General features: G+C 50.7%; 25 protein-coding genes. 15 read left to right on the top strand and 10 right to left on the bottom strand.

Features of this window, described 5'->3' with window-relative positions:
- Positions 1–60 precede the first annotated feature (60 nt).
- Together AT746_RS17195 and AT746_RS17200 are read left to right on the top strand one after the other, a co-directional pair.
- On the top strand, positions 61–1437 hold the full coding sequence (locus tag AT746_RS17195) for an aldehyde dehydrogenase family protein (protein ID WP_062482929.1): 1377 nt from the start codon (positions 61–63) through the stop codon (positions 1435–1437).
- Between the two features lie 73 nt (positions 1438–1510).
- Positions 1511–1942, top strand: a complete 432-nt coding sequence (locus AT746_RS17200; RefSeq protein ID WP_231730966.1) for a VOC family protein — start codon at positions 1511–1513, stop codon at positions 1940–1942.
- A 7-nt stretch (positions 1943–1949) separates the two neighbouring features.
- On the opposite strand, the gene AT746_RS17205 is transcribed toward AT746_RS17200, so the two are convergent.
- A complete protein-coding gene (locus AT746_RS17205; RefSeq protein WP_062482932.1) occupies positions 1950–2255 on the bottom strand; it encodes a DUF962 domain-containing protein in 306 nt (101 codons plus the stop codon).
- Between the two features lie 3 nt (positions 2256–2258).
- Positions 2259–6821, bottom strand: a complete 4563-nt coding sequence (locus tag AT746_RS17210; RefSeq protein WP_156413733.1) for an EAL domain-containing protein — start codon at positions 6819–6821, stop codon at positions 2259–2261.
- 321 nt (positions 6822–7142) lie between these two features.
- Here AT746_RS17210 and aroQ point away from each other — a divergent pair, with 321 nt between their 5' ends.
- Genes aroQ through accC form a run of 3 tightly spaced genes read left to right on the top strand, consistent with a single transcriptional unit; the run spans position 7143 to position 9425 of the window.
- Positions 7143–7583 (top strand): type II 3-dehydroquinate dehydratase, encoded by a 441-nt coding sequence (gene aroQ / locus AT746_RS17215; protein ID WP_156413734.1) that lies wholly within the window; start codon positions 7143–7145, stop codon positions 7581–7583.
- A gap of 22 nt (positions 7584–7605) precedes the next feature.
- Positions 7606–8061, top strand: a complete 456-nt coding sequence (gene accB, locus AT746_RS17220) for an acetyl-CoA carboxylase biotin carboxyl carrier protein (RefSeq protein ID WP_062482942.1) — start codon at positions 7606–7608, stop codon at positions 8059–8061.
- Between the two features lie 14 nt (positions 8062–8075).
- Positions 8076–9425 carry an acetyl-CoA carboxylase biotin carboxylase subunit gene (accC, locus tag AT746_RS17225; RefSeq protein WP_062482945.1) on the top strand — a complete coding sequence of 450 codons (1350 nt, stop codon included), beginning with the start codon at positions 8076–8078 and terminating at the stop codon, positions 9423–9425.
- 62 nt (positions 9426–9487) lie between these two features.
- Here the strand turns inward: accC and AT746_RS17230 are convergent, their stop codons facing one another.
- Positions 9488–10216 (bottom strand): substrate-binding periplasmic protein, encoded by a 729-nt coding sequence (locus tag AT746_RS17230; protein WP_062484365.1) that lies wholly within the window; start codon positions 10214–10216, stop codon positions 9488–9490.
- Between the two features lie 148 nt (positions 10217–10364).
- Here AT746_RS17230 and prmA point away from each other — a divergent pair, with 148 nt between their 5' ends.
- The 5 genes from prmA to purD all read left to right on the top strand — a co-directional run bounded on the left by prmA (position 10365) and on the right by purD (position 15998).
- On the top strand, positions 10365–11240 hold the full coding sequence (gene prmA / locus AT746_RS17235) for a 50S ribosomal protein L11 methyltransferase (RefSeq protein WP_062482947.1): 876 nt from the start codon (positions 10365–10367) through the stop codon (positions 11238–11240).
- Between the two features lie 204 nt (positions 11241–11444).
- Entirely contained in the window at positions 11445–12449 is a 1005-nt protein-coding gene (gene dusB, locus AT746_RS17240; RefSeq protein ID WP_062482950.1) for a tRNA dihydrouridine synthase DusB, read from the top strand.
- A gap of 20 nt (positions 12450–12469) precedes the next feature.
- The gene (gene fis, locus AT746_RS17245; protein WP_062482953.1) at positions 12470–12763 is read left to right on the top strand and encodes a DNA-binding transcriptional regulator Fis; all 294 of its coding nucleotides are present in this window, start codon (positions 12470–12472) and stop codon (positions 12761–12763) included.
- 96 nt (positions 12764–12859) lie between these two features.
- Positions 12860–14461 (top strand): bifunctional phosphoribosylaminoimidazolecarboxamide formyltransferase/IMP cyclohydrolase, encoded by a 1602-nt coding sequence (gene purH / locus AT746_RS17250; RefSeq protein ID WP_062482957.1) that lies wholly within the window; start codon positions 12860–12862, stop codon positions 14459–14461.
- A gap of 247 nt (positions 14462–14708) precedes the next feature.
- Positions 14709–15998, top strand: a complete 1290-nt coding sequence (purD, locus tag AT746_RS17255) for a phosphoribosylamine--glycine ligase (RefSeq protein WP_062482960.1) — start codon at positions 14709–14711, stop codon at positions 15996–15998.
- Here purD and AT746_RS17260 read toward each other — a convergent pair.
- From AT746_RS17260 to AT746_RS17275, 4 genes are read right to left on the bottom strand one after another with little or no spacing between them, the layout of a single operon-like run.
- The gene (locus tag AT746_RS17260; RefSeq protein ID WP_062482963.1) at positions 15995–17230 is read right to left on the bottom strand and encodes an ATP-binding protein; all 1236 of its coding nucleotides are present in this window, start codon (positions 17228–17230) and stop codon (positions 15995–15997) included. The two genes, purD and AT746_RS17260, sit on opposite strands and share 4 nt — an antisense overlap.
- 60 nt (positions 17231–17290) lie before the next feature.
- Positions 17291–17986, bottom strand: coding sequence for a response regulator (locus AT746_RS17265; protein WP_062482966.1), 696 nt, complete (start codon positions 17984–17986; stop codon positions 17291–17293).
- Positions 17986–18360, bottom strand: a complete 375-nt coding sequence (locus AT746_RS17270) for a DUF3019 domain-containing protein (protein WP_197414287.1) — start codon at positions 18358–18360, stop codon at positions 17986–17988. Before AT746_RS17270 ends, AT746_RS17265 begins: the two co-directional genes overlap by 1 nt.
- A gap of 11 nt (positions 18361–18371) precedes the next feature.
- A complete protein-coding gene (locus tag AT746_RS17275) occupies positions 18372–19226 on the bottom strand; it encodes a MipA/OmpV family protein (protein WP_062482972.1) in 855 nt (284 codons plus the stop codon).
- Between the two features lie 188 nt (positions 19227–19414).
- Here AT746_RS17275 and AT746_RS17280 point away from each other — a divergent pair, with 188 nt between their 5' ends.
- A complete protein-coding gene (locus AT746_RS17280; protein ID WP_062482975.1) occupies positions 19415–19942 on the top strand; it encodes a DUF3016 domain-containing protein in 528 nt (175 codons plus the stop codon).
- Between the two features lie 60 nt (positions 19943–20002).
- Here the strand turns inward: AT746_RS17280 and AT746_RS17285 are convergent, their stop codons facing one another.
- A complete protein-coding gene (locus AT746_RS17285; protein ID WP_062482978.1) occupies positions 20003–20353 on the bottom strand; it encodes a hypothetical protein in 351 nt (116 codons plus the stop codon).
- Positions 20354–20459: 106 nt separating this feature from the next.
- Complete coding sequence (locus tag AT746_RS17290) at positions 20460–20777, bottom strand: hypothetical protein (RefSeq protein ID WP_062482981.1); 318 nt, start codon at positions 20775–20777, stop codon at positions 20460–20462.
- Between the two features lie 117 nt (positions 20778–20894).
- Here AT746_RS17290 and AT746_RS17295 point away from each other — a divergent pair, with 117 nt between their 5' ends.
- A complete protein-coding gene (locus tag AT746_RS17295) occupies positions 20895–21086 on the top strand; it encodes a hypothetical protein (protein ID WP_062482984.1) in 192 nt (63 codons plus the stop codon).
- On the opposite strand, the gene epmB is transcribed toward AT746_RS17295, so the two are convergent.
- Positions 21057–22133, bottom strand: coding sequence for an EF-P beta-lysylation protein EpmB (gene epmB / locus AT746_RS17300; RefSeq protein WP_062482987.1), 1077 nt, complete (start codon positions 22131–22133; stop codon positions 21057–21059). The two genes, AT746_RS17295 and epmB, sit on opposite strands and share 30 nt — an antisense overlap.
- Positions 22134–22164: 31 nt before the next feature.
- On the opposite strand from epmB, the gene efp reads away from it, so the two are divergent.
- The 3 genes from efp to rep all read left to right on the top strand — a co-directional run bounded on the left by efp (position 22165) and on the right by rep (position 25793).
- Positions 22165–22734 carry an elongation factor P gene (efp, locus tag AT746_RS17305; protein ID WP_062482989.1) on the top strand — a complete coding sequence of 190 codons (570 nt, stop codon included), beginning with the start codon at positions 22165–22167 and terminating at the stop codon, positions 22732–22734.
- Between the two features lie 63 nt (positions 22735–22797).
- Positions 22798–23784: an elongation factor P--(R)-beta-lysine ligase gene (epmA, locus tag AT746_RS17310; RefSeq protein ID WP_062482991.1), complete on the top strand. Its 987-nt coding sequence runs from the start codon at positions 22798–22800 to the stop codon at positions 23782–23784.
- Positions 23781–25793 (top strand): DNA helicase Rep, encoded by a 2013-nt coding sequence (gene rep, locus AT746_RS17315; protein WP_062482993.1) that lies wholly within the window; start codon positions 23781–23783, stop codon positions 25791–25793. Before epmA ends, rep begins: the two co-directional genes overlap by 4 nt.
- Positions 25794–25809 lie beyond the last annotated feature (16 nt).

Below are 25809 nucleotides of genomic sequence, written 5' to 3' on the forward strand. Positions count from 1 at the left end.
TATTGCGCTCAGAGGCACTTCAGGGCTAACCTGTAGCGACCTCAGTTAAAGGTATCAGTTATGCAAACCGCGATGATCGCACCGGCTGTGCAACAGCTATATGAGTATTTCTCAGGCGGTACAACCCGCTCCATAGCCTGGCGCAAGCAACAGCTCAACAACCTGCAACAAATGATCGATGACTCAGAACAGGCTATTTTTGAGGCCCTGCGGGAGGATCTAGGCAAAGCCGAACAGGAGAGCTGGTTGTCTGAAGTGGGGTATCTGCAAACGGACATCCGCCACAGCCTCAGACATCTGTCAAAGTGGAGCTCACCCAGAAAAGTATCAACACCCGTTGTTGCCCAGCCCGGTAAAAGTTACTTGCAACCCGAACCCTTAGGCACCGTATTGATTATCGGCGCCTGGAACTATCCTTTTCAGTTGTTACTGGCACCTCTGGTAGCAGCTATTTCGGCAGGAAACTGCGCCGTACTGAAACCCTCGGAGCTGGCGCCGGCTACCAGTAAATTACTTGCAACACTGCTACCCCGGTATCTTGATAGTAAAGCATTTCTGGTGGTTCAGGGGGCCGTTGAGGAAACCACCGAACTGCTCAGGCAACCGTTTGATCATATTCTCTACACCGGCGGCGAGGCAGTTGGCAAAATTGTGATGCGTGCCGCCGCCGAGCACCTGACCCCGGTAACCCTGGAACTGGGTGGCAAAAGTCCCTGCATCGTTGCAGGTGATTGCGACCTGGATGTGGCTGCCGCCCGCATTGTTTGGAGTAAATGGATGAATGCCGGGCAGACCTGCGTCGCCCCGGACTATATTCTTACTGAGAAGGGTTTCAGTGGCCCGCTGATGTCCGCATTGCAAAAGCAGTTAACCGCCTTTTATGGAACAGATCCTGCCACCAGCCCTGACTATGGCCGCATCATCAATCAACGGCACTTTCAGCGCTTGCAGGAATGCCTGTCGGATCAGAGAGTAAGCTTTGGCGGCCAGACTAATCCCGCAGAGCGCTATATGGCACCGACACTGGTGCTGGATCCACCACTTAAGAGCAAGCTGATGCAGGAAGAGATATTCGGTCCCATCCTGCCAGTCATAAGTCTTGAAAAAATTGATGATGCCATACCCTTTATCAATAACCGCCCAAAACCCCTGGCCCTGTATCTTTATACCGAAAACCAGGCATTCGAACAGCAGGTCCTTACCCGGACAAGCGCCGGCAGTGTGTGTATTAATGACGGCATGATGTTTATGGCCAATCCACAGTTACCCTTTGGCGGCGTAGGCAACAGTGGCATGGGCCGTTATCATGGTCAGTGGGGCTTTGATACCTTCAGTCATCTTAAGGCGGTGATGAAACGTAGCAACTGGTTTGATATTAACTGGCGATATCCACCCTTTAGCGCTGCCAAACTGAAAAAACTTAAGTGGGTAAGCTAGGGCCTGTTCATCTTTATAGACGTGCTCTGCTGGAGGCCATTTTCATCCAGCAAGACAGAAGGAGTGAAGTTTAGTGAGCCTGAATAAACGACTACAACCTTTTCATCTGGCCATACCGGTCACCGATCTCCATCAGGCAGAAGCCTTCTATGGCGGGCTGTTAGGCAGCGCCAAAGGCCGTTTTTCCAATCAATGGATAGACTGGGATTTTTTTGGTCACCAGCTGGTTACGCATCTGGTGGCAGCCATGCCGAGCCCACCGAGCCACAATAAGGTAGATAATCATGGCGTACCCGTGCCCCATTTTGGTGTAGTGCTTGAGTGGCAAGAGTGGCAGGCGCTGGCTGAGAAGCTTAAAAAAGCAGGCACCAATTTTATAATCGAACCTTATATCCGCTTTAAGGGTAAGCCAGGGGAGCAGGCGACCCTGTTTTTACTGGACCCCAGCGGTAACGCCCTTGAATTTAAAGCCTTTAAGGATATGGGTCAGTTATTTGTCCGCTGACTTAGCTTCAGAATTTGATTCTGCCGGTGAGCATATCCCGGAACATAACCCAGTCACCGAGCAAACTGTACCAGGGATGTTGGAAGGTGGCCGGGCGATTCTTTTCAAAGAAGAAATGACCAACCCAGGCAAAACCATAGCCTACCAATGGCATCAGCAACAGCCACCAGGGGTTCTGGCTGAGCATGCTCCAGCAGATGATCAATAACACCAGCAACGAACCAATAAAGTGCAGGCGTCTGCAAACCGGATTGCGGTGCTCTTTCAGATAATAGGGATAAAATTCACGAAAACTCTGAAAGTTGTGGCTCATTCTCTAACCCTCTTCTGATAAATCTTTTGCGCCCTGTAGCTGCGGTATACTGCCCCAGTCTCTGTCCAGCATAGCAGGAATTTCACTGGCCGGTTGTGGCCGTGAGAACAGGAAACCCTGTAGCAATCTGCATCCCTGCTGCCTGAAAAAGGCTACCTGTTGCGGTGTTTCAATGCCTTCCGCCACGCAGTTCATATTCAGGCTCTCTGCCATTAACAGGGTAGTTTTAATGATGGCTTCATCGTTGTGATCCACGCCGATATCCCGCACAAAACTCTGATCTATTTTGATGGTCTGGATGGGAAAATCTTTAAGATACTTAAGGGACGAATACCCTGTGCCGAAGTCATCCAGAGAAAAGCGCAAACCGGCTTTATGCAGTTTTTGCATACAAGTTCTGGCCTTGTCGTAATCTTTCATCAGCACGCCTTCGGTGATCTCAAACCTGATGGCGGATACCGGCAACTGAAAACAATTCAGCCTGGATATGACTTCCTCAGGCCGCAAGCCGGCCTCAAAATGTTTAGCCGAGAGGTTTATCGCCAGATAAGGCTTGGTGCCGGTGGCGTGCCAGTGGGAAAGTGCCAGCATGCCTCTGTCCATAGCCTGCCAGGTCATGGGCACGATTAACCCCAATTCCTCGGCAAGGGGAATAAATTCTCCGGGAGAGATCATTTCACCATCGCAGCGCCAGCGCAGCAGCAGTTCAAAACCCACGGTCCGGCCTGATTCAATGTCCACTATGGGTTGATAGTGATTTTCAAACTCACCTTTCTTGAAGGCTGCCTTAAGTCTGTTTTCCATCAACAGCCGGCTGTGAACCTGCTGATTCATCTTGCTGGTGAAGTACTGATGCCGGTTGCGGCCATTGGCTTTGGCCTGATACATGGCAATGTCCGCAGATTTGAGCAAATCAGGAGGCGTTTGCGCATCATCAGGATACAAAGCGATGCCAACACTGGCCGACACGCTGACCTTGTGGTTACCTATGGTGATAGGTTGATCGATCTCTGAAATAATCTTGCGCGCCAGGGTAGCAAGGCGTGACTTGTCTTTAATATCCTCAATAACCACCACAAACTCGTCACCACCAAGCCGGCCGACCGTATCATCCAGCCGCAAACTGCCTTTTAAGCGATCGGTGATCTCAAGCAACAATCCATCACCCGCCTCATGACCTAATGAATCATTCACCTGCTTAAACTTGTCAAGATCGATAAAAAGTACGGCCAGTTGCTGCCTGGTGCGCCTGGCATGATCAATGCCGTGCTGAATACGATCCAGCAATAAGTTGCGATTGGGCAAATTGGTCAGGCTGTCGTAGTTGGCCAGCAAACGCAGCTCTTCCTGGGCGCTTTTCTGTTCACTGATATCCGTCATTACAACGATATAGTGGCTGATCTCATTTGATGATTCCGCTGAAACTGCATTAATACTGACCATCAGATTGTGCAGCCTTTTATCCTGTCCGGTTATATCCAGCTCTCCACGCCAATGCGCACCAGCATCGAGTCCGTCCATCACCCGCCGATAAAACAGTCGCTGCTCATTACTGATAAAACTTTGTAATTGCAGACCAATATCGGTCTCCGGGTCGATACCCAGCGCTTCGCAGAACGCCTGATTAGCGGCAATAGGTAATCGCTCGTTATTAAAGATTAATACCCAATCACGGGTATGGCGGAATGCCTCACCGAATAGCCGCAACTTCTCTTCACTGACTCTGGTATGAGTCACATCAGTGCAGGTGCCGCTGATACGCAATATGCTGTCATCCTTGTCCCGCTCAACAACGCGGCCAAGATCCCGGTACCAATGCCATTGATTATCTTCGGCGCGAAGGCGGTAACTGAGATCGAAATGATCAGCCTCTCCCTGAATAAAACGGCTCCAGGTTTGTTCGAAAGCCGGTTTGTCGTGGGGGTGCAGCAACTCAAGGTAATGTTCAATGGTGATACTGTCACAATCTGTATAACCCAGTTCCTTAAGTCTCGGCTGATACATCAGGCCGTTGTCACTTTGCCAGTCCCATACTCCACTGTTACTGCCTGAAAGCGCCAGTTGCAGTTGTTTTTCTCTGGTCTGCAGAGCCTGATGAGCGTCATATAACTCGCGGGCCTGATAGTTCTTACGTCGCCACCACCAACTTAACAGCACCAGTACTATCAGAGCATATAAGCCATAAGCCAGTGGCGATCCCCATGGCGGGTATCTTACATTGATAGTTAGTGTTGCCGCAGGTCCCTTTTCTCCGCTTTGCGGATCGATGGCCCTGACCTGAAACTGATGATTGCCGGCCCTGAGCTTAGGAATTAGCACCTCTGCATCGCGACCCGGCGGATAATCAATATTATCTCTGCCAGTAATACTGTATTGATACAGAGTCTGCTCCAGGCGGCCATAATCAAGGGTCGAAAAGCGCACCAGCAATCCCACGTCATCATGTTCGAGGGTCAGTTCACTGCCACTGAGATTGGTCAGTGACTCGTCCATAGGAGTGGACAGCAAATCCAGCTCAGTGATCAACACTTCACTGGCGGTATTTTGCTTCTCCAGAAAATCCTCAGGATCAAACAGAGTAACTCCTTTCATGGAGCCGTATGCCAGGCGCCCATCTTTAAGGCGGGTATGGGCACTGGCATTAAACTCGTTTGTCACCAGTCCATCCAGATGGGTAAAATGACGGATATGCTGGGTTTTGGTGTTCAGGCGCATCAGCCCACCGTGGGAACTCATCCACAAGTAGCCTTGCTTATCCAGTTGCAGCCCGTAAACGGCGTCTGATGAAAGTTTATCCTTTTTTCTGTAAAGGTATTTTTGTTCTAAGGTTTCGGCATCCAGACCAAACAGTCCATATCCTGAATAAGCCACCCAAAGCACGCCGTATTCGTCCAGCGCAACAGACTCCGGCCCCTGGTAGGCGCTGAGCTGTCCTTCGTCGAGTTGGTGTAATTTTGTCAGGTCTCCCGTGTCGGTATCAAAACTCCACAAACTCCCTGTCATGGATATCAGCAATCGGTGCGGCTGCCCGGGGTAAAAACCAATAAAACCATGGGACCAGGCCGGATCCAACATACCATTGAGCGCCTCAACTCGCACCAGCTCATCTGCATCTGGCCGGTAGCGATAAAAACCTTCGCTGGTTGCAAACCACAGATCTCCCTGCTCATCCATAGTAGTTCCCCAGGGATATTCCGGTAACTTGCCATCCAGTGGGCTCTCAACTACAAGCCCTTTTTCAGGATCGAAGAGTCGCAATGACGAGCGGGCATTAACCCACAGCTTGCCGTCGCCGGCAGGAAATATTTCCGTAGCGCCATATTCCCACTGCCCGGCAGGCTGCTGCTCCAGATTAAAAGGGAAGGAGAGCATTTCACGGGTTTCAGGATCATAGCGATTCAGACCATCTTCAGAGCCAATCCACAACATCCCTTGTTCGTCCTGGTGCAGATTCCAGATACTGTCATGATTCAACGCCTTGCCAATGCGGCTTTTCTTATGCAGATTAGTGAAACGTGCAGAATCCTCAGACCAGCGAAACACCCCATCTGATTTGGTGGCCATCCACAGATTTCCCTGCTTGTCCTTGAGAATCTGCAAAATACTGTCATCAGAGATATGGTACTGGCTGTCACTGAGTCGCAGCACATAATGCAAATTCTGATCGGCGTCCAGGCGATACAACCCCTGGTCAGTCCCCAGTAGCAGATCATCACCATCAGGCAGAATATGCCAGATATTAAGCCCGTCAATAATCAGCTCAGCCACGGGTTCGTTATCACCTTTTAACAATGCGTCAACCTGATGGCGCTGAAAGCGAAATAGCCCAGCCACCGTCCCAACCCATAGCTGGCCCTGTTTATCCAAATGCAGTTGTTTCACATTGCGGCTGTGCTGACCAAGCTTTTGATTAGCCATATGAAGATCGCGTACTTCTCCGGTTTTAATTTCCATCAGCCTCGGGCCGGCAGAAGTACCAATAATCAGATGCCCATCAACATACAACATCGCCCTTATCGCTTCATGAGCAGCCTTCTCCTCTTCGGTCAATGAAAAACGAACCGCAGATTCACCGCTACTGGTATCGAAATACAGTACATCCTCAAGTAACCCCAGCCATAAGTTGCCCTTCTCATCTTCGATGATCACGTCCACTTCCTGCGGCAAATCGGGCTCACTATCAAAATAGTGCACCATAATCCGTTCCGGGCTGCCCTTATCCGGATCCAGTCTGTAAAGGCCGTGGCTTTCAGTACCAATAAGCAGATCACCACGGCTGTCCTGGTAGAGGCTGTAGACGATCTTGTCGGCAAGCTGGCGGGTCTCGCCCTGATAGTTAAGTACCCGATAACCGTCGTAACGGCTGATACCGTCCTCTGTGGCAAGCCAGAGGAAACCCTGCTTGTCCTGCAGCAGACTGTTCACTGTACCCTGAGTCAACCCTTCCTCTGTGGCGACACGATGCAGTTTAGGATGTCCCACCTCGGGCAACGACTCAGATTTCAACGGCATCGAGAGCAACAGGCTGACGGAGAAGAGCAGGATTTTAACTGGAAAGGTCAACACGGCGACGACAACACCTCTGCGCCGGACTGGCGAGCTTTTGAATAATTGCCAGAGTTTAACACCCTTACATTATGTAACAAATCATTCACGTTGAAAATTTAACCGGTATCCTGAGCAGGAAGAACAGAGCCGCCTGATGCCAACTTTGAGTCAAACGTCGCTGATAAGACCAGTATTTTGCTGAGAATTCTGCATTAATCTCTATAATGGCTAATTAGCATAAGATGCTGATGATTTTTTATTCAGTTGCTGGATAATTTATTCGCAATCTGATTAAAAATAGTCAAACATAGACTTTTAACAACAATTGGGCGCATTTTCGTGAATTTTTTATTATTGAATGGTCCCAACCTCAACCTGCTCGGCAAGCGGGAGCCGCATATCTATGGCAGTCAGGGGCTGGAAGATATCGTTCAGATACTGACAAAACAGGCCAGAAAAGCCGGCATTAAGCTTGAGCATATACAGTCTAATGCCGAGCATGAACTGATCGATGCCATTCATAGAGCCATGGAAAATTGCGATTTTATTATTATTAATCCCGGGGCCTTCACTCATACCAGTGTCGCGTTGCGGGATGCTTTGTTGGGCGCAGATCTGCCTTTTATTGAAGTACATCTGTCCAACGTGCACGCCAGAGAGGCATTCCGACAACATTCTTACTTAAGTGATATCGCCAAAGGCGTTATATGCGGCTTAGGTGCTCAGGGTTACGAATTTGCTTTACAGGCAGCCATCAGATACTGCCAAAACGACAGTTAATTAAAACAAGAGAGATTGAACCATGGATATTCGAAAAATAAAGAAGCTGATTGAGTTGGTGGAAGAGTCCGGCGTAGCAGAGCTGGAAATCACCGAAGGTGAAGAGTCAGTGCGTATTCACAGAGGCAGCTCTGCACCTGCCGTTCATTATGCTCAGCCTTATCCGGCGCAAGCTCCGGCTCATCCTGCAGCTCCAGCGGCGCCTGCGCCAGTCGCAGAACCTGCTGCACCAGAAGAGCCCGCAGGGCATGTCGTTCGCTCTCCCATGGTAGGCACCTTTTACCGCGCCTCCTCCCCTGGCTCCAAGAACTTTGTTGAAGTGGGCTCCAGCGTTAAGGTTGGCGATACCCTGTGTATTGTCGAAGCCATGAAAATGATGAATCAGATCGAGGCCGATAAAGCCGGTGTAGTCAAACAAATCCTAGTGGAAAATCAGGAACCGGTTGAATTTGATCAGCCCCTGTTCGTAATCGAATAAGCAGGCGAATGGATATGTTGGATAAAGTACTGATAGCCAACCGTGGCGAAATAGCGCTACGGGTATTGCGCGCCTGCAAGGAGCTGGGGATTAAAACGGTGGCGGTACACTCTACCGTTGATCGTAATCTCAAGCATGTCCTGCTGGCCGATGAATCCATCTGTATAGGAGGCCCCTCCGCAACTCAGAGCTACCTGAACATACCGGCCATCATCGCCGCCGCTGAGGTCAGCAACGCCATTGCCATTCATCCCGGTTACGGCTTCTTATCGGAAAATGCAGACTTTGCCGAACAGGTAGAGAAAAGTGGCTTTGTGTTTGTTGGCCCTAAAGCCGAAACCATCCGTCTGATGGGGGATAAGGTTTCTGCAATCAATGCCATGAAGAAGGCCGGAGTACCCTGCGTTCCAGGTTCTGACGGGCCGGTGGCAGATGATGAAGCAAAAAACAAAGCTATTGCTAAACGTATCGGTTATCCGATTATCGTTAAAGCCGCAGGTGGCGGTGGTGGCCGCGGCATGCGTGTGGTACGCAGTGAAGGGGAATTACAGCAGGCCATCGCCATGACCAAAAACGAGGCCGGCGCGGCATTCGGTAATGACATGGTGTATATGGAAAAATTCCTCGAAAATCCACGTCATGTGGAAATCCAGGTGCTGGCCGATGGCCAGGGTAACGCCATTCACCTGGCTGAGCGTGACTGCTCCATGCAGCGTCGTCATCAGAAAGTGGTGGAAGAAGCCCCCGCACCAGGTATCAGCGCCGAAATGCGCGAGAAGATCGGCGATCGCTGTCGCCGCGCCTGTATCGAGATTGGCTACCGCGGCGCCGGTACCTTTGAATTCCTGTATGAAAACGGCGAGTTCTATTTTATTGAAATGAACACCCGTATTCAGGTTGAGCACCCGGTATCAGAAATGATTACCGGTGTGGATCTGATCAAAGAACAATTGCGCATCGCCGCCGGTCAGCCTCTGGCTATTGAACAATCACAAGTTCAGGTGCGTGGTCATGCCATTGAGTGTCGTATTAATGCCGAGGATCCTGAGCGTTTCCTGCCATCTCCGGGCAAGATTGAAATGTTCCACCCCCCCGGGGGACTGGGTGTACGCTGGGACTCCCATATCTATGCTGGCTATACGGTTCCGGCCAACTATGACTCCATGATTGGCAAGCTGATCACCTACGGTGAGAGCCGGGACGTGGCCATTGCCAGAATGCGCCATGCCCTCAATGAGCTGGTCATCGAAGGCATCAAAACCAATATACCGCTGCAAAAGCGTATTATGGCTGATGAAAACTTCGGTAATGGAGGCACAAATATCCATTATCTGGAGAAAAAGCTGGGTATTCAGAAAGACTGATCCAGCCGACTCGCAGACCAGAAAAGGCCGGAGAGCTATGCTTTCCGGCTTTTTTGTAGCAGTTATTGGAGGGCTATAAACTGATACTTTTTCAGTAATTCTGCATGGGCCTCAGATTGCATAAAGGCCTCCAGCGTCCGGTTAAAAAGCGGGATCAGGCGACGATCATTAAATCCCAGCCGGTAATCACTGGCGGCGAAGACTCTGTGAATATCCACCAGTGAGAGTGGATCTTCCACCAGCGATGAGGCCAGATAACGGAATATATTGACATCCATCACTGCAACATCAGTGCGGTTGTCCAGCAGCATCCTGACCTGACTCAGTTGCTCAGGCAGTTCAACATAGCTTCCGCTATGACTGGCCGCAGCAGCAAATTCCTCTCCTAATAGCAACGATGCATTCTGAAAGGCGACGATACTGTGACCACGAAGGCCGGAGACATCTTTAATCTCCAGACTATTGCTTTTAAGACTGATTGCCACGTTCTGATAATGGATATACACATCACTGAGTTGCTCCGGTGGTATGGCCAGACGTTCATTCATGGTCAGCGCCAAATCCACATGCCCTCTTAGCAACAGATCGGCTGAACGGCCAAAAGGCACATAAACCGGATCCAGTTGATGTCCCATTCGCCTTAGCACCTGACGAACCAGTTCGAGTTCATAGCCGGCATTTTCCGAAGCCATAATATAGGGAGGTTTATTCCAGCCCACTGCCAGCACCAGAGATTTTCCCTGTGCCGCAAAGGCAGAAAAGGTCAACACAAAACAAATAACAACACTCACCCTGAACAACGCATTAAACTCCCAAAGTAATTGGTACTTCCGCCAACACCGCAGTGTAGCGGACAGGTGGAAAAAGTAGCTAACCTTTATCACGCAATATCGTCTGAACCCATTAACAGGGTATAATTAAAGTTTTACGGAGAAAACCATGGCCTGGATCCAACTGCGCATCAACACTCATGCCGAGGAAGCCGAACCCCTCGGAGAGCAGCTCAGTGAACTGGGCGCACAGGCGGTCACCTTTGTAGACGCCAAAGATACGCCCTGGTATGAACCCAAGCCCGGCGAAGTACAGTTATGGCCTGATACTCAGGTTGTGGGGCTGTTTGATGCCAGTGAAGACATGCCGCCGATAGTCCGGCGGATTAAGGCCAGAGTGCCAGAAAACACCCTGATAAAACTGGATCCACTGGAAGACAAGGACTGGGAGCGTGAATGGATGGACAACTTTCATCCGGTGAGATTCGGCAAACGCCTATGGATATGCCCGAGCTGGCGCGACGTACCCGAGCCTGATGCAGTCAATGTAATGCTCGATCCGGGGCTGGCCTTTGGTACCGGTACTCACCCCACCACCGCCTTATGTCTGCGCTGGCTGGATGGCCTGGATTTGACAAACTGCACGGTGGTCGACTTTGGCTGCGGCTCCGGCATTCTGGGCATTGCAGCTCTCAAGCTGGGTGCGGCGCGGGTCATTGGTATCGATATTGATCCACAGGCCATTCAGGCCAGTGAAGAAAATGCTCGTCGCAATAATGTGGCGGAGCAGATTGAACTCTATCTGCCAAAGCAGCAACCAGAACTGCAGGCAGATATTGTGGTGGCCAATATTCTCGCCGGCCCCTTAAGGGATCTGCGTCAGGTCATCACTGATTATTGTCGCCAGGACACCCTGCTGGCGCTGTCTGGTATCCTCAAAGAGCAGGCCGAAGACATCCATCAACTCTACAGTCAGGATTTTGATATGGATGCCATTGCCATTGAAGGGGACTGGGCCAGAGTCAGTGGCAGACGTAAAGCCTGACATTGGTCCTGAATGTCACGCTTCATTAACATCCAGACCGCAATATCACTGAGCTGGCTCCATTGATGGCCCTTCGCCGGTGTCAAGAGCAAAATGGCAAAAAAACTGACATTTTGTTTAATTTATAGCCTTTTCAACACTGAAAAAAAACCGTAAACTTAGCGCCCTTTTGAACGAGCTGGATGATTTTTGCACAACCGCGTGATGCAGATTGGTCCTTATAAACTGGAAAATAATCTGATTCTGGCGCCTATGGCAGGAGTCACAGATCGTCCATTCAGGCAACTATGTAAATCCATGGGTGCCGGACTGGTGGTATCTGAAATGCTTTCTTCCAATCCGGCTGTCTGGAATTCTGAAAAATCCAGACAGCGTATGGATCATCAGGGAGAAAGCGGTATCCGTTCGGTTCAAATCGCGGGCTCAGAGCCAGAGCTAATGGCTCAGGCTGCAATCCATAATGTAAAAAACGGTGCACAGGTCATCGATATCAATATGGGTTGCCCGGCCAAAAAGGTGAACAAGAAACTGGCAGGTTCAGCCTTGTTGCGTCAGCCGCAGTTGGTAGAACAGATTGTTCAGGCGGTAGTGGCTGCGGTCGATGTGCCCGTCACCCTGAAAATCCGTACCGGCTGGGATCCTGAGCACAGAAATGGTGTTGAGATCGCCCGTATTGCCGAGGCTAACGGTATACAGTCCCTGGCCGTTCACGGCAGAACCCGGGCCTGTATGTACAAGGGTGAAGCGGAGTACGACACCATCAGGGCAATCAAACAGGTTGTAAACATTCCTGTGGTTGCCAATGGTGACATTCGCTCACCGCATAAAGCCCGACAGGTGCTTGAGCACACCGGTGCCGATGCCATTATGGTGGGGCGCGGTGCACAGGGACGACCCTGGATATTCCGCGAGATAGCGCACTATCTGAAAACGGGCGAATTGCTTCCAGCGCCGACACTGACTGAGATCCGGCAGATTATGCTGGAACACATCAGTAATGTTCATCAGTTTTATGGTGAATTTTTGGGAGCCAGAATTGCCCGCAAACATGTGGGCTGGTACCTGGCGGAGCACGACAAAGAGCGTCAGTTCCGTTTCGCGTTCAATGCCATCGAGATTGCTGCAGAGCAAATCGATGCTTTGAACCTGTATTTTGATGCGTTAACTGAGTCGGCAGTCAATGCCGGGGCAGTTGCCAATTATCACTAACCAAAGAGCAAGACAGTATTATGTTTGATCAAAACGTGACTTCTCCTTTCACCACGACTGTAACTACCCCCTCTCAGACTCAGGCTCAGAAGCCACTGCGCGACTCCGTCAAGCAGGCAGTTAACAAATACCTCAAGCAACTGGACAACACCAATATCGAAAACCTGTATGACCTGGTGTTGGCAGAAGTGGAAGCGCCACTGCTGGAGGAAATCATGACCTTTACCCGCGGTAACCAGACCCGGGCAGCCATCATGATGGGTATCAACCGCGGTACGCTGCGCAAAAAACTCAAGCAGTACGGAATGAACTAAGGCGTTTATCGCCATCTTAAAAAGAGCACCAGTTGGTGCTCTTTTTACTTCAGATTCAATATCCAGACTTCATCGCTTTTTCAAGAGGATACCTTGATGGAAAATCCAAAACCTGTTCGTCGCGCCTTATTAAGCGTGTCTGACAAAACCGGGATTGTAGAATTTGCCAGAGCCCTGACGGCCATGGACATTGATCTGCTGTCCACTGGCGGCACCGCCCGTTTGCTGGCCGAAAATGGTATACAAGTAACCGAAGTATCGGATTACACCGGCCACCCGGAGATCATGGACGGCCGGGTTAAAACCCTGCATCCCAAAGTTCATGGCGGCATTCTTGGCCGGCGTGATCAGGACGATCAGGTAATGGCAGACCATCAAATCCAGCCCATCGATATGGTGGTGGTCAATCTCTACCCCTTTGCCAAAACAGTAGCCAATGAGGACTGTACCCTCGAAGATGCGATTGAGAATATTGATATCGGTGGACCTACTATGGTCAGGGCCGCCGCCAAAAACCACAATGATGTGACCATTATCGTCAATAGTCAGGATTACGCCCGGGTGCTGGAAGAAATGCAGAATAATAACTGTAGTCTGACGCAGGCCACCCGCTTCGATCTGGCTATCGCAGCCTTTGAACATACAGCACAGTATGATGGCATGATCGCCAACTACTTCGGCACTATGGTACCAGGCCACCGGCAGGCTGAAGATGAAGAAGAAGTGGATGATTCCGCCTTCCCGCGCACTCTGAATATGCAATTTATCAAGCAGCAGGATTTGCGTTACGGCGAAAACAGCCATCAGTCGGCAGCCTTTTATACTGAAGCAGAGCCGGCCGAAGCCTCTGTAGCCACCGCCATACAGTTGCAGGGCAAGGCGCTATCGTATAACAATATCGCCGATACCGATGCGGCACTGGAATGTGTCAAGGAGTTTACCCAGCCTGCCTGTGTGATTGTCAAACATGCCAATCCTTGTGGTGTGGCATTGGGTGAGGATTTGCTCGAAGCTTATAACCGCGCCTTTAAAACCGATCCCACCTCGGCTTTTGGCGGCATTATTGCGTTCAACCGCGAGCTGGACGAACAAACGGCTAAAGCCATTATCGATCGTCAGTTTGTGGAAGTGATTATCGCGCCGAAGGTCAGTGATGCAGCGGTCACTATCTGTGCCGCCAAGAAAAATGTGCGGGTGCTGGAATGTGGAGACTGGCAGGGCCAACTGACCGAAGAGTTTGATCTAAAACGGGTCAACGGTGGCCTGCTGGTACAGGACAGAGATATCGGTATGGTCGACATGGAAGATCTCAAAGTGGTTTCCAGACGCCAGCCCGATGAACAGCAGTTAAAAGATTTGCTGTTCGCCTGGAAAGTGGCCAAATATGTGAAATCCAACGCCATCGTTTACTGCAAAGACAGTATGACCATTGGCGTCGGCGCCGGCCAGATGAGTCGTGTGTACTCGGCAAAAATCGCCGGCATCAAGGCCGCAGACGAGAACCTGGAGGTGGCAGGATCGGTGATGGCCTCCGATGCCTTTTTCCCGTTCCGGGACGGTATTGACGCGGCTGCGGCTGCGGGTATTACCGCAGTGATCCAGCCCGGTGGCTCGATGCGCGACGACGAGGTGATCGCCGCCGCCGATGAGCATAATATGGCAATGGTGTTTACCGGAATGCGTCATTTCAGACATTGATCTTTCAACTTCGCAGAGGCGCAGAGCGCGCGGAGAAGAGCAATTTGTTGTAGGGTCCAATTTATTGGACTGATATGCCTGGTCAGGCGAATAAATTCGCCCCTATAACCCTGCAGCTTTGCACCTCTGCGAGAGGTAGTAAAAAATTTAACCACAGAGGCACACAGACCACAGAGGTTTTAAGGCATGGGCCCTGTAGTTATCCGTGTTCTCTGTGCCTCTGTGGTTAAAAACTAAGAGAAATAAAATGAAAATATTGATTATTGGTGGCGGTGGCCGTGAACATGCACTGGCCTGGAAGGCAGCACAATCCGAACAGGTGAGCAAAGTCTATGTGGCGCCGGGCAATGCCGGTACAGCCAGCGAAGAGAAGCTGGAAAATGTGGCCATCGGCGCCGAAGATGTGGACGGCTTGCTGGATTTTGCCCGCAACAATCAGATTGAGCTGACCATAGTCGGCCCTGAAGCACCGCTGGTTATAGGGGTTGTGGATAAGTTCACCACAGCGGGCCTGCGCTGCTTCGGTCCGACTCAGGGCGCGGCGCAGTTAGAAGGCTCAAAGGCCTTCACCAAAGATTTTCTTGCCCGCCATCAGATCCCAACCGGCAGCTATCAGACCTTCACCGAAATCAACCCTGCAATTGAGTACGTCAGGCAGCAAGGCGCTCCTATTGTGGTCAAGGCCGATGGTCTGGCCGCAGGCAAAGGGGTGATAGTGGCCATGAACGAAGCGGATGCCGAAGCCGCCATTCGCGATATGCTCGCCGATAATGCCTTTGGTGACGCCGGTAGCCGCGTGGTGATCGAAGAGTTTCTGGAAGGCGAAGAAGCCAGTTTTATTGTGATGGTGGATGGCAACAATGTACTGCCGTTTGCCACCAGTCAGGATCACAAGCGAGTGGGGGATGGTGATACCGGCCCGAACACGGGTGGCATGGGTGCCTACTCTCCGGCTCCGGTTGTGACGGCAGAAATTCATCAGCGTATTCTGGACGAGGTGATTTATCCGACCGTTAAAGGCATGGCTGCTGAAGGCCATCCCTATACCGGCTTTTTATATGCAGGCCTGATGATTAGCAAAGATGGCAGCCCTAAAGTTATCGAGTACAACTGTCGTTTTGGTGACCCTGAAACCCAGCCCATTATGCTGCGCCTGCAATCGGATCTGGTGACACTCTGTAACCAGGCGTTAGATGGCAGGCTGGACCAGGCCGAGATCCACTTTGATCCCCGTGCTGCAGTTGGTGTGGTGCTGGCGGCTGGCGGTTATCCGGCCGGTTATGCCAAAGGTGACGAAATCAGCGGGCTGGGTGAAGGCGAATCGGATACGGCGAAGGTGTTCCATGCCGGTACCAGGCTACAAGAGGATAAAGTTGTCACCAGTGGTGGCCGGGTACTGTGCGCTACGGCATTGGGTGAGACGGTCAGCCAGGCACAGCAGAGTGCTTATCAACTGGCTTCACATATCAGCTTCAAAGATATGTTCTGTCGTAAGGACATTGCCTGGCGGGCCATAGCCAGAGAACAGCAGAACTAAAGTTGTTCCTGATTGCGGGCCGGGTAGCATAAGATAAAGCGTGCACCGCCTGAAGGTGAACGCTCCACCCGGCAACTGCCTTCGTGCCACTGCTGAATACGGCTGACAATGGCCAGTCCGAGCCCTGCTCCGCCCCTTTTTCTGGCCCGGCTGTTGTCGGGACGGAAGAAGGGTTCAAAAATCCGCTCGCGATCTTCTTCTGCCACCCCGGGACCATCATCGTCCACCAGAATACAGAGTGACTCATCACTGTTGCTGGTGCTGATACAAACCTGGTGGCGGGCATAGCGCAGGGCGTTCTGCAGCACATTCTGCAACGCGCGCTGCACAAAATAGCCATCACCAAGCAATTCCAGTTCCGGTGACTGCACCAGGATATCGATGTTTGCATTGGCGGGAGATCTCAGCCGCTCTATTACCGAGTCGATAAGATCATTCAGAGGCAGCACCGAATAGTCCATTTCTGGTGCCGTATGTTCCATGCTGGCGTAGTCGAGCATTTCCTGCACCAGACTCTCCAGCTCAACCACATCCCGGTTCATATCCTGCCAGGGCGAGGAGCCCGGCTGAGGCTCGGCCGCCAGTGCAAATTTAAGTCTGGATAAGGGGGTGCGCAGCTCATGAGCCACCGCACCGGTAAGCTCTCGCTGGCGCTGTAACAGGGATTTGATCTGGATACTGAGCTGATTAAAAGAATCCATAATACCGGCAAGGGCTGAGGCGGGGTTGACTGACAATGCCGGCAGTGAGCCATCCTGTTGCAGAGAACTGGAGGCCTTTTTCAGCTTGAGTAGATCACGCCATAAAGGCCAGATCCACAACGACAACAACACCGCCAGCAGCCCGAAAAACACGCTGCTGTAAAGCCAGAACTCGGTGGTGCGATTACCCGGACTATAGACCTGCATCAGCTGGTTATCAGGGTACAACTTATAAAGTTGCTGACCATATTGGGGGTCGTGCAAAATCACCGACTTGCCCTGTTGCAGGCGTTGTTGCAGTTCTGCCGGCCAGGCGATAGCGTCGGCTTCCATCCATCGCACTGCCAGACCGGCCTCAGTTAACTGATCTTCCAGAGCCTCTTCTGCAGGGGATGACAACAGTGCAGCACTGGCTGTAACCCAGGGATCGGTCTGGTTATCCGTGGCAAAAAACACCTGATCCAGAATAGCGGCCAGGCCCACCAGGGATAACACAATAAACAGATAAAGACTGATGAATAGACGAGCCATCAGTAGCCCTGCCGGCCTGAAGTCATCAGTACTATCCGGGTAGTCAGCCCCGCGGGTTTGCTAATCCCAGGCATCGGCAACAAAGAAAAAGCCTTTTCCCCAGATAGTTTTGATGCGCTGAGGGTTCTTCTGGTTGTCATTCAGTTTTTTGCGTAATCGCGAAATCCGCACATCGGCGGATCTGTCAAGACCATCGTATTCCCGACCGATTAAATCACTGTATATGCGTTCCCGTTCCACCAGTTCTGATGCGTTTTCAGCCAGCATCCACAGCAAATCAAATTCATGACTGGTTAGCTGTATTGGTTCACCATCCAGGCTCACTTTTCTCGACGCACGGTCAATTCTGAGTTTACCGAACTTCAGTTGATCCTGATTCTTACTCCCGGCGTCCTTTTTAACTCTGCGTAACAAAGCGTTTATCCTTGCCAGCAATACTCTGGGTTCAACCGGTTTAATCACATAGTCGTCGGCCCCTAACTCTAACCCCAGAACCTGATCAAAGTTGGTATCCCGGGCCGTGAGAAACAGGATCGGGCCATCATATTCCCGCCGTAAGGTTCTGCACAGTGAAAAACCGTCTTCACCCGGTAACATCACATCAAGCAACACAATATCAGGGCGATTATTTCTGACCTGTGCGAGCAAATCAGTACCGTCTTCGAACTGCCTGACATTGAGATCATGATTACGCAGGAAGTCGGCAGTGAGCTGACTTAATCTGATATCATCTTCGACTAGAAATACATTGGCCATCAAAATACACTCCAGGGGGTTCGGACTCTCTGACGAATGCGGCTCAGGGATTTAACTTCCAGGGTTTCCTGCAACAGTGTTCGGTCGTCACTGTCGCGCATGCTGATTACGGTAGCCTCGCGGAATTCCAGGGTTACACTGATATTTTTGTCAGGCATTGCCCAGCACTCGACCATGGCATCCTGCAAAAAAAGGCAACTATGATCAGGAATTTCGCCCCATAAGCTGATGTTCAGTTTCAGTTCACAGGGATCACCCATCTGTTCTACCACACAAATATTGGGTTTAATCCGCCAACCGGCCTGTTCCGCCTGGATAGTCTGTGACCAGCCCAGAATCAACAGTATTATCAGCCACAATCCTTTTTGCTTCACATAAACTCTCATCAGAACCGGTAAGCTGCACCAATAAACAGGGTGTGTATCCCGCTTTCCTGCACCAGAGGGCTGTCAGTCATACCATCGTGCAGACCTGTCCAGCTCGCTTTAAACAACATCAGCCATTTCTCAGATAATGGTCTTGTCACTGTCAGATCAACACCGGGTTGCCAGCCACTGCCGCCACTAAAATAGAATGAAGGCAGAACACCATCTCGCTCATCCAGGCCATAATAATAATCTGTCAGCGCTGCGCTTTTCCATGTCAGCGACGGCGTTAAAATAAGACGCCAATCCTGGATCTGCCAACCCGCACTGTAACGCAGTGAAAGTTGATGTCCATGATGCACATTGGAGACATCCGTCAATGCCATCAGTTGCCATTCTCCCTGCTGTTGGCGGATATGTAACCGGGCACCGCCATTAATCGCCCAGCGACGGCTGGCGACATCATCCTTCGACACTTGCGGCTCAGGGACCCTGGCAGGCCCGATGAAACTGCTATTCAGGGAGAAGTTTGAGAATAGCAGGTTAGAGGGATGGAAATACCTGAAATAGGCTGCCTCTTTATTCAGATTAACAAAGGTTTCCAGCGCCACCTTGCCTGAATCATACCACTGGTAGCCGAATTCATCATTATCCAGATAAAAGGCCTCTCCGTACCAGGCAATATCAGGCAACAGCACCAGCGGGATGTTATCGCCATCCACCAGTGGATTAGTGCGCACACCAAGCCCAAGAGCCAGACCAAACTGCCAGTCCTGTTTATCAATACATAGACCGGATCCTTGCTCACAGCCTGTGGCGGGTCTCCATATCAGGGTTAATAGTATCAGACACAAGCTGAATATCGGGGTTTTCATACTGCCTCCAGGATAGCAGCCAGAGACTACCAGAGCCCGCCGCTACAGGCATCAGGAAATTACAAATCGTCACAAATACCCGGTGCAATATCAAAGAGAGTTATTCAGTGTAAATTCAGTTGCAACATCTAAACTGGTACCTAAGACTTAATATGATTTGTAGTAAAATCAAAAAGCTGGAGAACCTAATGAAGACCCTGTTAGCTATTATGACTCTATCTGCGCTGACTGTTGGTGGTCTGGCGCAGGCCAGTGCGGAGGCAGAAATCACCTGGCACGAACCCGAGAACTATACCGATATCAGAGCGGCAAATGAATCACGCAGTAAATTCAGAGAACGGACCACAAAGCAGTTACAGGAGTACATCGTTGAATTAAGCGAGTCTCTGCCAGAGGGATATAAGCTGATGATGACGGTCAGAGATCTGGATCTGGCCGGGCAGGTATGGCCCGGGAGTTTTGTGGGCCTGCATTCCGCCTCCGATGTCAGGCTGATCAAACGCATTGATATTCCGCGCATGACCTTTGACTATCAGCTACTGGATGACCAGGGGCAAACCCTGAAACAGGAAGAAAACGTCAAACTCAAGGATATGTCTTTTCAGGACAGGCACAATCCGTTCTTCGACAGTGAAGTGTTGCGTTATGAAAAGAACATGCTGAAACAATGGTTTACCGATACCTTTGGCGAATATCAGGTAAAAGATAAAGAGTAGTAGCAGTCTGCATACTATAGTTGTGAAAGGCCGCTTTAAAGCGGCCTTTATAATTTGTGATTAAAGTAACTTCTCGATTGAACGGTAGAGTTCCGTAGCTTTTTCGCTATTCAGATTATTCGCCTGGGCCGATTCCCCCAGACTGCTGGATACCCTCACAAAGTTATTGTTCAGCTCTGTGGTTTCCTGCTGTGCTTTCTCGTCTTTGGCCGGACGACTCTGCTGTCTTTCCAACTGCGTTTGTTCTGCCTGTTGCAAAATCCTGGCCTGAGGAGAAAGCTCAACCCGGGGCTTATTGGCCTCACCGATACCAAAAGCATTGAGTCTTTCACTATTCTGGCCCTTGTCTGCCTTTTCAACCGGCCCTTTAAAGTCGATATTCAGCTTAGCGCCCGTTGCATTGATTTCCATAACACCCCCCATTACTGCTATTAATTATGGCTCAGGCTGTATAAAAAACCAACAACACCCTGTATTCCGGATAACCAGCTAAGGGCGATTACTCAGGCGAATTGCACTACTTGTCTTTCAGGCTCTGCTGAAAATTGGCCAGGGTCAGTAACATCAGCTCCATCTTTTTCACTATGGGTGCCAGCCTGGTCTCAAACTCTGCCTTATCCTGCACAGATTCCAGTTCAACCACTTGCTTGCCCAGTTCCTCTACATAAGGAGAGAAGCGTTTACTGCGTACTACAAAACCGGCGTCGTCTGCAAAAACATGTTTGAATTTACCTTTACCTGACTGTTGCAACCGGGCCAAAGCATTGTCTGCATCCAGCGCACGCCGGTATATCAGCTGCATATTTTCTTTCAGTTTGTCGATGATTGGCTGCATAGTAAAAAAACCTGATTTTTTTGCTAAAGATCACTTAAGCGGGGTCGATAACAAATCGAAAGCGGGCAATTCTGCCTGCTTTTTAATTTACTCACAAGCTGTTAGAGGAATTAAGGTATGGAACTACAAGGTGCACGCACCTCTGGAATGTCCGACGCGTCTGTAGAATTGCGTTCTGCAAAACTTGCTAAAAATCAGCAGGAAGAAGAAGGCAAACAGGCGCTTCAGCTGCTGGATTCAGCCGCTGGCGTACCAAAACCTTCTTCGGCTGATCCTGCGTTAGGCTCGACTATCGATACTTTCGCCTGATAAGTCACCTGACTTTCCAGAGTCAGGATGAAGATGTAAGTCTAAAGGTGTTTTACCGGGCTGGTTGCCTATCTCTCTGACGAGTTTAGGTACCAGGTAACCCGGTAAACGCCTTATTATCCCCGCCATGATGGTTCTGGCCTGTTGTTCTGGCATATCAAAGTGCGCCGCACCCTGTACTTTATCCAGAAGGTGCAGATAGTAGGGTAAGACCCCGGCCCGGAATAACGCCTCACTGAGGTTCACCTGCGCGTCGACTGAATCATTCACGCCCTTCAACAGTACTGCCTGATTTAACAACGTCACACCCGCCTGTTTTAAGGGTTGCAGCTTTGCCGCCACCTCGTCATCAATCTCATTGGCATGGTTAATATGCAGTACCAGCACAGGAGCCAGACGGCTTTGGGTAAACCAGGCCAGTAACTCCTTTGTCAGCCTTGAGGGGATCACCACCGGCAAGCGGCTATGAATGCGTAACCGGCGTAAATGGGGGATCGCCTCAAGTTGCCCGGTCATCCAGGCCAGAAAGTCGTCTTTGGCCATCAGCGGGTCACCACCTGAGAAAATCACTTCATCAATTTTGTTATCCGCAGCAATATAATCCAGTGCCTGCTGCCAGCCCTGCCTGGACAAAGCATTGTCTCCGTAGGGGAAATGGCGGCGAAAACAATAACGGCAATTTACCGCACAACCACCGCGAATAATCATCAGCACACGGCTCTGATATTTATGTAACAACCCCGGCACGGCAGACTGCTGTTCGTCCAGCGGATCTTCACTGTACCCGGGCGCTGCGGCCAGCTCTTTAACATCAGTGATCACCTGCCTTAACAGGGGATCGTCAGGATTTCCCTTCTGCATCCTGCGCACAAAGGGCCGTGGCACCATCAGCGGAAACAGCTTTCTGGCACCGAAACCGGACTGGTAGTCAGCAGGGTTCAGTTGCAGGTCAGTTAACAATGTTTTCGGGTCGCGGTACGCCTGAGCTAATTCTTTTTGCCAGGAAACCTCTACAGGATCGATAATATTAGGTATCATCTGCGCCAATACTGTGCGTTCGAATAGTAATGAGGAAAAAATGGCATCTTACAGCACAAATGAGTTTAAAGCTGGGTTAAAAATCATGCTTGATGGTGAGCCCTGTAATGTTATGGAAAATGAATACGTCAAGCCGGGCAAAGGCCAGGCCTTTAACCGGGTTAAGATCCGCAAGCTGATCTCCGGCAAGGTACTGGAAAAAACCTTTAAATCCGGTGATACGGTAGAAGGCGCCGATGTTATCGACATCGAGCTGGCTTATTTGTATAACGACGGTGAATTCTGGCACTTTATGAATAACGAAACCTTCGAGCAGATTGCCGCTGACAGCAAAGCCGTAGGTGACAACGCCAAGTGGCTGGTAGAGAACGACGTCTGTACTCTGACACTCTGGAATGGCGCCCCCATCAGCGTATCACCGGCTAACTTTGTAGAACTGGAGATCACTGAAACGGATCCGGGCCTTAAAGGTGATACGGCAGGCACAGGCGGTAAACCCGCCACACTGGCAACAGGTGCTGTAGTCAGGGTACCACTGTTTGTGCAAACCGGCGAAGTCATCAAGGTCGATACCCGCAGCGGCGAGTATGTTTCCCGGGCACAGAAATAACCTTCACAACTCCCGGAAAAGCCCGCCTGCTGTGGGCTTTTCTTTTCAGGATTATTCTCTCCCATGACAAACCCTGTCAGTAACAATAGCTGGCATCCCAGCGCTGAAATCCCAGTGTTAAAACAACGAGCCCGGCTACTGGGGGAAATCAGACAGTTCTTTGCCCGGCGTAAGGTGATGGAAGTGGAAACCCCCTGTCTGTCTCATGCCACCGTGACTGATCAGCACCTGCAAAGCTTCAGCACCCGTTACACCGGCCCCGGGGTAGCTGAAGGAAAAACTCTGTACCTGCAAACTTCGCCGGAATACGCTATGAAAAGATTGCTGGCGGCCGGCAGCGGGGCCATCTATCAGATCTGTAAGGCATTCAGAAACGAAGAGTGCGGTCGTTATCACAATCCTGAGTTCACTATGCTCGAATGGTACCGGCCCGGTTTCGATCATCATCAGCTGATGCAGGAACTGGATGAACTGATGCAGATGATCTGTCATACCTCAGCGGCAAGCAAACTTAGCTACCAGCAGGCCTTTTTCCGCTATCTGGATTTGGATCCCCTGAGCGCGGATCTGCAGACCCTCCGACAAAAAGTCGCAGAGCAAGGCCACCGGGAGTTGGCGGAGCACGAGGAAGATCGCGACACATTATTACAACTGCTGTTTTGTGAGGTGATAGAGCCGCAGATTGGCCAGCAAGCTCCTTGTTTTATTTATGATTTTCCCGCATCTCAGGCTGCGCTGGCACGCCTTAGCCCGGAAGACGAGCGCGTTGCCGAGCGATTCGAGCTTTATTATCAGGGCCTGGAGCTGGCCAATGGTTTTCATGAGCTCACCGATGCTGACGAACAACGACGGCGTTTCGAACAGGATAACCTTAAACGGTGGCAAACCGGCAAACCAGAGAAACCCGTCGATGCTAACCTGCTGGCAGCACTTGAGCATGGGCTGCCCCCTTGTGCCGGTGTTGCTTTGGGTATCGACCGCCTGGTGATGCTGGCACTGAATAAGCCTGCCATCGGTGATGTACTCAGTTTCCACATAGGCCAAGCATGAAGCTTAATCAGGCGCAAAATCAGGCGGTAAGTTTTATTTCCGGCCCCTGTCTGGTTCTGGCCGGTGCCGGCAGTGGTAAAACCCGGGTAATCACCAATAAAATTGCTTATCTGGTACGGGACTGCGATGTGCCCGCCCGTTATATCCTGGCCGTGACCTTTACCAACAAAGCAGCCAGAGAGATGAAAGAACGGGTGGCGCTGACATTAGGCAAACAGGAATCCCGTGGTCTGAAAATCTCTACCTTTCACACGCTGGGCCTTAATATCATCAAGTCAGAGGTGAAAGAGATCGGTCTTAAACCCGGATTCTCACTGTTCGATGACAAAGACAGCATGGCACTGCTTAAAGATCTGACCATGGAGCAGTTAGATGGAGATAAAGAACAGTTATTCCTGTTACAAAGCTGCATTTCATCCTGGAAAAACGATCTGATCCTGCCGGAACAATTGCAAAAAAGAGCGTTGTCAGCGGGTGAGCAGGAGTTTGCACAGTTTTATCTGCGCTATCAGCAGAATCTGCGTGCCTATAATGCCCTGGACTTCGATGACCTGATTATGCTGCCAACCCTGTTGCTGCGGCACAAGGAGCATGTGCGTCTGAAATGGCAGAAACGCGTACGCTATATGCTGGTGGATGAATATCAGGATACCAATACCAGCCAGTATGAACTGGTTCGCCTGCTGGTCGGAGAACGGGCCCGCTTTACGGTAGTGGGTGATGATGATCAGTCTATATACTCCTGGCGGGGCGCTAAACCGCAGAATCTGGTGTTATTGCAAAAAGATTTCCCCGCCCTGAGAGTCATCAAGCTGGAACAGAATTATCGCTCATCCGGGCGCATACTGCACTGCGCCAATATTCTGATCCAGAACAATCCACACGTATTTGAGAAGAAGCTCTATTCAGAACTGGGCTATGGTGAGCCGCTAAAGATTCTGCTGGCTAAAAATGAAGAACATGAGGCTGAGCGGGTGGTAGCCGAACTGATGGCCCATAAGTTTATGAATGGCACTCAATATAAAGACTATGCAGTCTTGTATCGTGGCAATCACCAGTCAAGGTTGTTCGAGAAAGTGATGATGAGCAATCGTATCCCTTACAAGATTAGTGGCGGTATGTCGTTCTTTGCCCGTGCAGAAATCAAAGATATCATGGCTTATCTGCGCCTGTTGGTGAATCAGGATGACGACAATGCGCTGCTGCGGGTTATTAACACGCCAACCCGAGGCATTGGCCGTGCAACGCTCGAGAAACTGGGCAATTTTGCCAATGAGCTGCACGTTTCTTTGTTTGAGGCCGCCTGCCACCCACAACTGGGCAGTGTCATTTCAGGCAAGGGTTTAACCGCAATCGAGAACTTCAGCCGCTGGATTGTCGGACTCTCGGATAATGTCATGCGCGGGGATACCCAGGCCGGGATCCGGGAAATGATTAAAAGCATGCAGTACGAAGAGTGGCTGTATGCCACCAGTACCAGCCCCAAAGCCGCGGAAATGGGCATGAGTAATATCAGCACCCTGTTTGGCTGGATCACCAATATGCTCGAAGGCGATGAGCTTGAAGCTCCCATGACCTTACCTGAAGTGGTAAACAGGCTTATCCTGCGGGATATGATGGAGCGCGGTGAAGACAATGAGGACTCAGATCAGGTCCAGTTAATGACGCTGCACGCCTCCAAGGGCCTGGAATTTCCTTATGTATTTATGGTGGGTATGGAAGAGGGCCTGCTGCCGCACCAGAGCAGTATTGATGAAGATAATATCGAAGAAGAACGGCGGCTGGCTTATGTGGGTGTGACTCGGGCCCAGCGGGAGTTGTTTTTTACGCTGGCAAAAGAGCGGCGTCAATACGGCGAGATACTGAATCCCGAGCCGAGCCGTTTTCTGTATGAATTACCACAGGATGATCTGGTCTGGGAAAGCAAAAAACCCAAAGCCACAGCTGAGGAGCGTCAGCAAAAAGGCCAGACAGGTATCGCCAACTTGCGCAATCTGTTGAATAAATAAAATTGTAGGTCGGAAT

This window comes from Lacimicrobium alkaliphilum (genome assembly GCF_001466725.1).
Lineage (GTDB): Bacteria > Pseudomonadota > Gammaproteobacteria > Enterobacterales > Alteromonadaceae > Lacimicrobium > Lacimicrobium alkaliphilum_B.